The 9,969-nt window shown below is 64.7% G+C and carries 11 protein-coding genes; 4 read left to right on the top strand and 7 right to left on the bottom strand.

The genetic code is table 11. The annotated features are described in order from the left end of the window. Window positions 1-14 precede the first annotated feature (14 nt). Entirely contained in the window at window positions 15-2,282 is a 2,268-nt protein-coding gene (locus H8A95_RS17495) for a PAS domain-containing hybrid sensor histidine kinase/response regulator (protein WP_229184241.1), read from the top strand. 189 nt (window positions 2,283-2,471) lie between these two features. Here H8A95_RS17495 and coaA read toward each other — a convergent pair whose 3' ends face one another. From coaA to hisB, 7 genes are all read right to left on the bottom strand, one after another. Continuing rightward, entirely contained in the window at window positions 2,472-3,428 is a 957-nt protein-coding gene (gene coaA / locus H8A95_RS17500; protein ID WP_229184242.1) for a type I pantothenate kinase, read from the bottom strand. 32 nt (window positions 3,429-3,460) lie between these two features. Next, window positions 3,461-3,784 (bottom strand): phosphoribosyl-ATP diphosphatase, encoded by a 324-nt coding sequence (locus tag H8A95_RS17505; protein ID WP_229184243.1) that lies wholly within the window; start codon window positions 3,782-3,784, stop codon window positions 3,461-3,463. A 109-nt stretch (window positions 3,785-3,893) separates the two neighbouring features. Next, window positions 3,894-4,670, bottom strand: a complete 777-nt coding sequence (gene hisF / locus H8A95_RS17510; RefSeq protein WP_038382736.1) for an imidazole glycerol phosphate synthase subunit HisF — start codon at window positions 4,668-4,670, stop codon at window positions 3,894-3,896. A 9-nt stretch (window positions 4,671-4,679) separates the two neighbouring features. Next, on the bottom strand, window positions 4,680-5,411 hold the full coding sequence (gene hisA / locus H8A95_RS17515; RefSeq protein ID WP_229184244.1) for a 1-(5-phosphoribosyl)-5-[(5-phosphoribosylamino)methylideneamino]imidazole-4-carboxamide isomerase: 732 nt from the start codon (window positions 5,409-5,411) through the stop codon (window positions 4,680-4,682). After that, a complete protein-coding gene (gene hisH / locus H8A95_RS17520; protein ID WP_050425351.1) occupies window positions 5,408-6,058 on the bottom strand; it encodes an imidazole glycerol phosphate synthase subunit HisH in 651 nt (216 codons plus the stop codon). The genes hisA and hisH overlap by 4 nt, the downstream gene beginning before the upstream one ends. Beyond that, a complete protein-coding gene (locus H8A95_RS17525; RefSeq protein WP_229184245.1) occupies window positions 6,055-6,585 on the bottom strand; it encodes a DUF2628 domain-containing protein in 531 nt (176 codons plus the stop codon). Before H8A95_RS17525 ends, hisH begins: the two co-directional genes overlap by 4 nt. A gap of 84 nt (window positions 6,586-6,669) precedes the next feature. Further along, the gene (gene hisB / locus H8A95_RS17530; protein ID WP_229184246.1) at window positions 6,670-7,263 is read right to left on the bottom strand and encodes an imidazoleglycerol-phosphate dehydratase HisB; all 594 of its coding nucleotides are present in this window, start codon (window positions 7,261-7,263) and stop codon (window positions 6,670-6,672) included. Window positions 7,264-7,447: 184 nt separating this feature from the next. Between hisB and hslV the strand changes: the two genes are divergently transcribed. The 3 genes from hslV (at window position 7,448) to hslU (ending at window position 9,859) form a co-directional block, all read left to right on the top strand. Then, a complete protein-coding gene (gene hslV / locus H8A95_RS17535) occupies window positions 7,448-8,005 on the top strand; it encodes an ATP-dependent protease subunit HslV (protein ID WP_024583062.1) in 558 nt (185 codons plus the stop codon). A 2-nt stretch (window positions 8,006-8,007) separates the two neighbouring features. After that, a complete protein-coding gene (locus H8A95_RS17540; protein ID WP_229184247.1) occupies window positions 8,008-8,493 on the top strand; it encodes a GNAT family N-acetyltransferase in 486 nt (161 codons plus the stop codon). Window positions 8,494-8,554: 61 nt separating this feature from the next. Continuing rightward, a complete protein-coding gene (hslU, locus tag H8A95_RS17545) occupies window positions 8,555-9,859 on the top strand; it encodes an ATP-dependent protease ATPase subunit HslU (RefSeq protein ID WP_229184248.1) in 1,305 nt (434 codons plus the stop codon). The last annotated feature ends 110 nt before the right edge of the window (window positions 9,860-9,969 follow it).

A 9,969-nucleotide genomic window follows, 5' to 3' on the forward strand; every position in this document is an offset into this window, starting at 1 on the left:
CAGGGCCACCATTGATGGGGCGTTTCTTCCGGATCAAGTTACGCTTTCGCCGCTTCCTGCGGCGCCATTCCTGGGTCGCGACGATCGTCCGCTCCTTCACGATCTTTTCCGTCGCGTTCGGCGGTGCCTTCGGTTTCATTTCGGGCGCCCTCTCGCAGCACAGCGGCTATGATCCCAATGCATTCGCGATCGGGGTCAGCTTCCTGTTCGCGCTCGCCTGCCTCTGGATCGTGACGCTCGGCATCCGTCTGCGGCTGATGCGCAGAAGGCTGCGCACCATCGCCATGCACAACGAGGCGATGGCCGACCGGAACTGGGAACTGCAGGAAGCCGAACAGCGCGCCTCTACCCTGTTCGAGGCGCAGGACGATCTGATCGTGCTGCGCGACGTTGATGGCCTCATCACCTACGCCAACGACGCCTATTGCGAACTGGCGCAGATTTCCCGCGGTGAATTGATCGGCAGCACCGCCACGCTCAAGGTGCTCGAGCAGGGCGACACCGCGCTCGAATCCAGCGGCACCCGGGTCTACGACCAGAAGATCGAGGGACCGCTCGGGCCGCGCTGGATCGCCTGGCGCGAAGGTCTGGTGCGCAACGATGCCGGCGCGCCGGCGGAGATGCAGAGTGTCGGCCGCGACGTCACCGACCGCACCGAGAGCGAGCGGGCGCTGGCCGACGCGCGCGATCAGGCCGATGCCGCCAACCGCGCCAAGTCGCGCTTCCTTGCGATGGCGAGCCACGAGATCCGCACGCCGCTGAACGGCATCATCGGCATGAGCGGACTGCTGATGGACACGCAACTGACGCCGGAGCAGATGACCTACGTCAAGGCGGTCAAGACGTCCGGCGACGCGCTGCTCGCGCTGATCGAGGAGCTGCTCGACTATTCCAAGATCGAAGCCGGCAAGATCGATCTCGAACACCGCCCCTTTGCGCTGTCCGGCCTGATCGAGGACATCACCGAGCTGCTGGCGCCGCGCGCGCAGACCAAAGGCATCGAGATCGCCGCCTATGTCGACGAGCGGTTGCCGATGCAGGTGACCGGCGACGCCGCGCGGCTGCGTCAGGTGCTGCTCAATCTCGCCGGCAATGCCATCAAGTTCACCGCGACCGGCGGCGTGGCGCTGATCGTCGAGCCCGGCATCTGGCCGAACGAGATCAGCTTCCTGGTTCGCGACACCGGGATCGGCATTGCGCCCGACGCGCAGCAGCGCATCTTCCGGGAGTTCGAGCAGGCCGACGACCGCATCGCGCGCAGCTATGGCGGCACCGGCCTCGGGCTTTCGATCAGCGACCGCATCGTCAGGCGCATGGGCGGCCGCATCACGCTCGCGAGCACGCCGGGCGCGGGCTCGACCTTCGAAGTGTCGATCCCGCTGGCCGCCGCCGACACCGGCGAGCCCAACAGCTTCGCCGCGCCCGACCTCGCCGGCCAATCGATCATGCTGGTTGCGCCGCAGAGCATCGAGGTCTCGCTGATCTCGCGGCGGTTGCAGCGCTGGGGAGCGCAGACCTGCATCGTGTCGGATGCCAATGTCGCCGAGGCGCTGCTGCCGGAGCGGAGCTGGCACGCGATCCTGATCGACCACACGCTCGGCACGCCGGCGATGGAAGCGTTTGCCGGCGCCGCCCGCATCCATGCGACCCATCGCATCGTGATGGTCACGCCGGCGACGCGGCAGGATCTTTCGGCTTCCGAGACAGCGATGTTCACCGGATATCTGGTCAAGCCGTTGCGCGCCTCGTCGCTCGCCGCACGCCTGACCACGTCCCCCGAAATCGCCGCACCAAGCCTGATCGGGGATCAAAGCCTTGCGATCGAGGCGGGAGCCGAGTCAGCGCCGACTGCGCTGGCATCCACGCCGCCGGACAAGGGGCTCTCGATCCTGGTCGCCGAAGACAATGAGATCAACGCGCTCTTGATGCGCTCGCTGCTCACCCGGCTCGGCCACAACGTGGTTATCACAACCAATGGCGAGCAGGCCATGGAATCCTGGCTCTCGGCGAGGTCAGCCGGCACGCCCTACGATATCGTGCTGATGGATATCCAGATGCCGCGCCTCAACGGCATCGAAACCACCAAGCAGATCCGCAGCCACGAGGCCGGCCAGTCCATCCGCCGGACACCGATCCTGGCACTGACCGCCAACACGCTGGTGGAGGACCGCTATGCCTGCTTCGAAGCCGGCATGGACGGCTTTCTGATCAAGCCGCTCGACCGCGAGAAGCTGGAAGAAGCGCTCGCGGGCCTGGCGGCCGCGCGGCATATCGCGGCGTAGGCAGCTGCAAACTCAGTGTCGTCCCTGCCTAGTGCGCAATTGCGCACGGGAGCAGGGACCCATGACCACCGAATTTGGTTTTGCGACCCGCTGCGGCCACAGAGCTGCGAATTACAGACACCTGTGGTTATGGGTCCCCGCGTTCGCGGGGACGACAGCTGTGATGTGGCCGGCTTGTTCGAACAATAACTACAGCCGGCGCAGCGCGACCGTCTGCACCACGTGATCGGCGCCCTTCTTCAGGATCAGCGTCGCGCGGGGGCGGGTCGGCAGGATGTTGTCCTCGAGATTGGCGAGGTTGGTGCGCTCCCAGATCGCGATAGCAGTCGCGGTTGCTTCCTCGTCCGACAGCGGCGCGTAACGGTGGAAGTAGGATCTGGGATCGGTGAACGCGGTGTCGCGCAGCGCCAGGAAGCGCTTGATATACCACTGTCGCAGCGCGGACTCGTCGGCGTCGATATAGACCGAGAAGTCAAAGAAGTCGGATACGAACGGCACCGCCTTGCCGTCGCGCGGCAGCCGCCCGGTCTGCAACACGTTGACGCCCTCGACGATCAGGATGTCAGGCTGGTCGATCTCGACCCATTTGTTCGGCACGATGTCATAGGTCAGATGCGAATAGACCGGCGCGCGCACGCGACGCCGTCCCGCCTTGATGTCGCTGAGGAACGACAGCAGCGTCGGCAGGTCGTAGCTTTCGGGAAAGCCCTTCTTCTGCATGATGCCCTGCCGTTCGAGCACGGCATTGGGAAACAGGAAACCGTCGGTCGTGATCATATCGACCTTCGGCCGCGGCGACCAGCGCGCCAGCAGCGCCTGCAACACGCGGGCCGTGGTCGACTTACCGACCGCGACCGAACCCGCGACGCCGACGATATAGGGCATCTTGCGATCGCGGATGTTGAGGAACTGGCGCTGCGAATAATACAGCCGCTGGGTCGCATCGACATAGATCGAGAGCAACCGCGACAGCGGCAGGTAGATGTCCTCGACCTCCTGAAGGTCGAGGCGATCGTGCATCGAACGCAGGCGATCGAACTCGCCCGGCTCGAGCGTCATCGGCGTATCGTCGCGCAGATGCGACCATTGCTGGCGCGTGAAGGTACGGTAGGGGTTGTATTGCTGATCTGGTGCCCGGATGTCCATGACGCCCCTCTCAATGCGCTCGATCATTTGCGCTAGTCGCGCTTGCGCGACGCCTTCTCTTCCAGTCCCGACATCGAGGTGCGCTTCTCCAACGCGGCCTCGACATCCTCCAGTCTCACGCCGCGTGATTTCAACAGAACCAGCAGGTGAAACAAGAGATCGGCACTTTCCGCGATGAGATGATCGCGGTCGTTCTCGACTGCGGCGATGACGGTCTCGACCGCTTCCTCGCCCAATTTCTTAGCACAGTGCTCGGCGCCCTTGTCGAGCAGCTTGCGGGTATAGGACGCCTCGCCGCCCGATGCAGCGCGGGCGTCGATGGTGGCGGCCAAATCGTGGACCGTGAAACGCGACATCAAATCAACTCAAGCATGCGCATCGGCACCGCCGAGGTGCCATCCCTAAGTGGGGACTTAGCATTTTTGTGACAAGGAGTCCCAGATCACTGTGTTTCCAAACCACTCGCTACGGATCGAGGCGCATCGGCAGGCCGGCGCGCACCATGTGATCCTTGGCCTGGCGGATGGTAAATTCCCCGAAGTGGAAGATCGACGCGGCCAGCACGCCGGTGGCGTGACCCTCGCGGACGCCGTCGACCAGATGATCGAGATTGCCGACGCCACCCGACGCGATGACCGGTACGGGGACACTGTCCGCGATCGCGCGGGTCAGCGGCAGGTCAAATCCTTGCCTGGTGCCGTCGCGGTCCATCGAGGTCAGCAGGATTTCGCCGGCGCCGAGCGAGACGACCTCCTGGGCATATTCGATGGCGTCGATCCCGGTGGCATTACGCCCACCATGGGTGAAGATCTCCCAGCGGTCCGAGCCGCCGGCGCGCTTGACCCGCTTGGCGTCGATCGCGACCACGATGCATTGCTCGCCGTACTTCTCGGCCGCTTCCTTGACGAATTCGCGCCGGCTGACCGCCGCCGAATTGATCGAGACCTTGTCGGCGCCGGAGCGCAGCAGGGTCTTGATGTCGTCGACGGTGCGGACGCCGCCGCCCACAGTGAGCGGCATGAAGCATGCTTCGGCGGTCCGCCGCACCACGTCCAGCATGATGCCGCGGTTTTCATGGGTGGCGGTGATGTCGAGAAAGGTGAGCTCGTCGGCGCCGGCGGCGTCATAGGCGATCGCGGCCTCGACCGGATCGCCCGCGTCACGCAGATCGACGAAGTTGACGCCCTTGACCACGCGCCCGTCCTTGACGTCGAGACAGGGGATCACGCGAACCTTGAACATGTATCCCTCCTAGGCCGCGCCGCGGATCAGCTTGAGCGCGGCGGCCGGATCGAGCCGTCCGTCATAGAGCGCGCGGCCAACGATGGCGCCGGCAAGCTTTTTGGCGCGCGGCTCCAGCAGCGCCTTGACGTCGTCGATCGAGGCGAAGCCGCCGGAGGCGATCACCGGAATGGAGATGCGGTCGGCAAGCGCGATCGTAGCATCGAGGTTGAGGCCCTTGAGCAGGCCGTCGCGGGCGATGTCGGTGAAGATGATCGCAGCGACACCGGCATCCTCGAAGCGCTCAGCGATCTCGAGCGCGGTCACATGCGAAGTCTCGGCCCAGCCCTCGACCGCGACCTTGCCGTCGCGCGCATCGAGCCCAACCGCTACGCGGCCGGGGAATTGCTTCGCCGCGCCCTTCACCAGCTCAGGATCGCGCACCGCCGCGGTGCCGATGATGACGCGCGTGATGCCCTTGTCGAGCCAGGCCTCGATGGTCTTGAGGTCGCGGATGCCGCCGCCGAGCTGCACCGGCATGGTGACGGCTTTCAGCATCGCCTCCACCGCATGCGCATTCATCGGCTTGCCGGCGAAGGCGCCGTCGAGATCGACGACGTGGAGATATTCGAAGCCCTGCGCGGCGAAGCTTGCCGCCTGCGCCGCCGGATCGAGATTGAACACGGTGGCGCGCGCCATGTCGCCTTGCTCGAGGCGCACGCACTGGCCGTTCTTCAGATCAACCGCTGGAAAAAGGATCACGGCTTCCACTTCAAGAAATTGGAGATCAGAGCGAGGCCGAAGCGCTGGCTCTTCTCGGGGTGAAACTGGGTGCCGATCGCGGTGTCCTTGCCGACGATCGCGGTCACCGGCCCGCCATAGTCGGCGCGCGCCAGCACGTCCGCCTCGTTGGCGGCGTTGAGGTGATAGGAGTGGACGAAATAGGCGTGACGCCCTTTCGGCCCGAGCGGCAGCCGCTCCAGCACCGGGTGCTCGCGCACCATATCCAGCGTATTCCAGCCCATGTGCGGGACCTTCAGGCTCTCGTCGCGCGGCTCGATCTTCACGACATCGCCGCCGATCCAGTTGAAGCCTTCGGTGATCACGTGCTCCTTGCCGCGCGTCGCCATCAACTGCATGCCGACGCAGATGCCGAAGAACGGCCGCGCCTTGACCCGCACCGCCTCGGTGAGCGCTTCCAGCATGCCGTCGACTGCATCGACGCCGCGGCGGCAATCGGCAAACGCGCCGACACCGGGCAGCACGATCCGATCGGCGCGATACACCGCATCGGGATCGCGCGTCACCTTGATCGCTTGCGGATCCTCCATGCTGCGCGCGGCGCGCTCAAAGGCCTTTGCAGCAGAGTGCAGATTGCCGGAGCCATAATCGATGATTGCAACGGTCATCGCGATCCTCCTGGCTCTGGAAACAATCCGATGATGCCGCCCTGCGGCATCGGTGGGGGTTTTGAGAATGATTGACCGGGAACGTCCCGGGTCGGCGGTGGCCCGCCGCGATCGACCGAGCGTTGATCATTGACGACGCCGCGATGTCGCGCGGTCCAACGCTCGAAGAACCGGCGCTCGGCGGCATCCGCATTGTCGGCGACCACGATGTCGAGCTGGCGCCACTTGCGCCGCGACAACGTCCAGCGTTGCAGGCTCGCAGCCTCCAGCCCGAGCAGCACCATCAGCACCAGGTCGACGAGGAAGATCGCGCCACGGGGGATGCCGAGCTTGGCCAGCACATAGTCGATGACGAAGGTGACGACGAGCCAGCCGATCAGCGCCAGCCAGAGCCTGTTCCATGCAAGCCAGACCACGCCCGCAACCGCGGCCCAGAAACGGAAGCCGTCGCGCACGAAGACGAACTTGTCGGTCGCCGCAAGATCGGCGCCGTTGGCCACGGGGGCATGCACTGTATAGACCGGCATCGAACGCTCCGCCGAGGATGGACTCTCATTTGGACCATGATCTCCGGAAATCGGCACTCGCCTTTCCGAATCATGCTTCCGAGATCAGCCGCCGAGCTGACCCTTTGTCGAGGGCACTTCGCCCTGGGCACGCGGATCGATCGCAACCGCCGACCGCAGCGCCCTCGCCAAACCCTTGAAACAGGATTCGGAGATATGATGGCTGTTCTCGCCATATAGGGTCTCGACGTGGAGAGTCACGCCGGCGTTCATCGCGAAGGCGTTGAACCATTCGCGGACCAGCTCGGTGTCGAACTCTCCGATCTTGTCGCGCGGGAAGTCGACCTTGAACACCAGTACCGGGCGGCCGGAAATATCGATCACGACGCGCGACAGCGTCTCGTCCATCGGCATGTGGATCGAGGCGTAGCGGGTGATGCCGGCCATGTTGCCGAGCGCCTGCTTCACGGCCTGACCGAGCGCGATCCCGACGTCTTCGGTGGTGTGGTGGTAATCAACATGGAGGTCGCCGTCCGCCTTCACCGTGATGTCGATGCGCGAATGCCGGGCCAGGAGGTCGAGCATATGGTCGAAGAAGCCGATCCCGGTCGAAACCGTGGATACGCCTGCTCCGTCGAGGTTGACCGTCACCTCGATGTCGGTCTCCTTGGTCTTGCGCTTGATGGTTGCCGTGCGCATGAAGATTAAGCTTTCCCGTGCCGAAAACGCCGGTCTTTTAACAGGCTGATGTCACCTTCGCTACTGCGGGATGACCTCGAAATGACCCCAACTTCGGGCCATGGTGACCGGAAATCATTGCTAAATCGGCCCCGATTGTAACCCCTGCCCGACCACCTAAATCTGCCCCCGAGAGAGGTAACCTATGCAAGCATCCCAAAATGAGTTGCCGGTCTGGCATGGCACCACGATCTGCACGGTCCGCAAGGGCGGCAAGGTGGTGATCGGCGGTGACGGGCAGGTCTCGATCGGCCAGACCGTGATCAAGGCCAATGCCAAGAAGGTCCGCCGGATCGGCAAGGGCGACGTGATCGGCGGCTTTGCCGGCGCCACCGCCGACGCCTTCACCCTGTTCGAGCGGCTGGAAAGCAAGCTGGAGCAATATCCGGGGCAGCTGACCCGGGCGGCGGTCGAGCTCGCCAAGGACTGGCGGACCGATCGCTATTTGCGCCGGCTGGAAGCCATGATGATCGTCGCCGACAAGGACGTCTCCCTGGTGCTGACCGGCACCGGCGACGTGCTGGAGCCCGAATCCGGCGTCATGGCGATCGGTTCCGGCGGCAATTATGCCCTCGCCGCGGCCCGCGCGCTGGTCGACACCGACAAGGACGCCGAGACCATCGTCCGCCGCGCGCTGGATATCGCCGCCGATATCTGCGTCTACACCAACCGGAACGTGACGATCGAGACGATCGGCGGCTGAGCATGGCCGCCCCCTACCATTTCCGCCCGATGACGACGGCCGACCTGCCGCAGATCAGGCGCTGGCTGGCGCTGCCGCATGTCCGGGAGTGGTGGGGCGATCCGGCCGAGCAATATGCGCTGGTCAGCGGCGACCTCGACGAGCCGGCGATGGACCAATTCATCGTCGCCGCCGAGGGCAGCGATCTCGGCTACATCCAGTGCTACGACCTGACGGCGTGGAATTCGGGCTTCGGCAAGCAGCCGGACGGCACCCGCGGCATCGATCTCTTCATCGGTGAGCCCGACATGGTGGCACGCGGCCATGGCTCGACGCTGATCCGCGCCTTTGTCGAGGAGCGGCTGGCGCAAGGCGCGCCGCGTATCGTCACCGATCCCGATCCAGCCAATGCGCGTGCCGTGCACGCCTATGCGAAAGCGGGCTTTCAGGAGGCAGGAATGGTCGATACGCCCGACGGGCCTGCTCTGCTCATGATCCGCGACAAATGAACCAAAACGCAGGCGCGGAACGGCGCTTGCCGAGACAGTGCTTTCAACCTAGCTAGAGCCAATGACTGACTTCTCCCCCCGCGAAATCGTTTCTGAACTTGACCGTTTCATCGTCGGCCAGGCCGACGCCAAGCGCGCGGTGTCGATCGCGCTGCGCAACCGCTGGCGACGGCTGCAGCTTGCCGGTTCCCTGCGCGAGGAGGTTCTGCCCAAGAACATCCTGATGATCGGGCCGACCGGCGTCGGCAAGACCGAGATCGCACGGCGACTGGCCAAGCTTGCGGGCGCGCCGTTCCTCAAGGTCGAGGCCACGAAATTCACCGAGGTCGGCTATGTCGGCCGCGACGTCGAGCAGATCGTCCGCGACCTCGTCGAGGTTGCGATTTCGCAGACCCGCGAGCGCAAGCGCAAGGACGTTCAGGCCCGCGCTCAGCTCGCCGCCGAGGAGCGCGTGCTGGATGCGCTGGTCGGCCCGGGATCGAGCCCGGCGACGCGCGAATCGTTCCGCAAGAAGCTGCGCGCCGGCGAACTCAACGACAAGGAAATCGAGATCGAGACGCAGTCGTCCGGTAGCGGCATGCCGATGTTCGAAATCCCCGGCATGCCCGGCGCCCAGATGGGGGCGATCTCGCTCGGCGACATCTTCGGCAAGATGGGCGGACGCAGCAAGACCCGCCGCCTGACGGTGGAAGGCTCGCACGAGATCCTCGTCAACGAGGAATCCGACAAGCTGCTCGACACCGACCAGGTGGTTCAGGAGGCGATCAGCGCAGTCGAGAACAACGGCATCGTCTTTCTCGACGAGATCGACAAGATCTGCGTGCGTGAGAACCGCGCCGGCGGCGACGTCTCCCGCGAGGGCGTGCAGCGCGACCTGCTGCCGCTGATCGAGGGCACCACGGTCTCGACCAAACACGGCGCGGTCAAGACCGACCACATCCTGTTCATCGCCTCGGGCGCTTTCCATATCGCCAAGCCGTCGGACCTGCTGCCCGAACTGCAGGGCCGCCTGCCGATTCGCGTCGAGCTGCAGGCGTTGACCCGCGACGACATGCGCCGGATCCTGACCGAGCCGGAAGCGTCGCTGATCAAGCAATATGTCGCGCTGATGAAGACCGAGGGCGTCACGCTCGACATCACCGACGACGCGATTGACGCGCTGGCCGACGTTGCGGTTGCGGTCAATTCCACGGTCGAGAATATCGGCGCGCGGCGGCTGCAGACTGTGATGGAGCGGGTGCTGGACGAGATCTCCTTCACCGCCCCCGATCGCCACGGCGAGACCATCCGGGTCGATGCCGATTACGTCACCAAGCATGTCGGCGACCTCGCCAAGAATACCGATCTGAGCCGGTTTATTTTGTAGGCGGCACAGCTAAGATCGTCGTCGCTGCGAAAGCAGGGACCCATAACCACCGGCGCCCATTGTTGAAGCAAACCGCGGCCCCAGCGTTGGTCAAACGCAGGCCGGTGGTT

The sequence above is a fragment of the Bradyrhizobium oropedii genome, from assembly GCF_020889685.1.
GTDB lineage: Bacteria > Pseudomonadota > Alphaproteobacteria > Rhizobiales > Xanthobacteraceae > Bradyrhizobium > Bradyrhizobium oropedii.

Bases quoted from the DNA above. Each gene is read 5' to 3' on its own strand.
- H8A95_RS17495 (WP_229184241.1), top strand. From the start codon at position 15: ATGGGGCGTTTCTTCCGGATCAAGTTACGCTTTCGCCGCTTCCTGCGG.
- coaA (WP_229184242.1), bottom strand. From the start codon at position 3,428: ATGGACATCCGGGCACCAGATCAGCAATACAACCCCTACCGTACCTTC.
- H8A95_RS17505 (WP_229184243.1), bottom strand. From the start codon at position 3,784: ATGTCGCGTTTCACGGTCCACGATTTGGCCGCCACCATCGACGCCCGC.
- hisF (WP_038382736.1), bottom strand. From the start codon at position 4,670: ATGTTCAAGGTTCGCGTGATCCCCTGTCTCGACGTCAAGGACGGGCGC.
- hisH (WP_050425351.1), bottom strand. From the start codon at position 6,058: ATGACCGTTGCAATCATCGATTATGGCTCCGGCAATCTGCACTCTGCT.
- H8A95_RS17525 (WP_229184245.1), bottom strand. From the start codon at position 6,585: ATGCCGGTCTATACAGTGCATGCCCCCGTGGCCAACGGCGCCGATCTT.
- hisB (WP_229184246.1), bottom strand. From the start codon at position 7,263: ATGCGCACGGCAACCATCAAGCGCAAGACCAAGGAGACCGACATCGAG.
- hslV (WP_024583062.1), top strand. From the start codon at position 7,448: ATGCAAGCATCCCAAAATGAGTTGCCGGTCTGGCATGGCACCACGATC.
- H8A95_RS17540 (WP_229184247.1), top strand. From the start codon at position 8,008: ATGGCCGCCCCCTACCATTTCCGCCCGATGACGACGGCCGACCTGCCG.
- hslU (WP_229184248.1), top strand. From the start codon at position 8,555: ATGACTGACTTCTCCCCCCGCGAAATCGTTTCTGAACTTGACCGTTTC.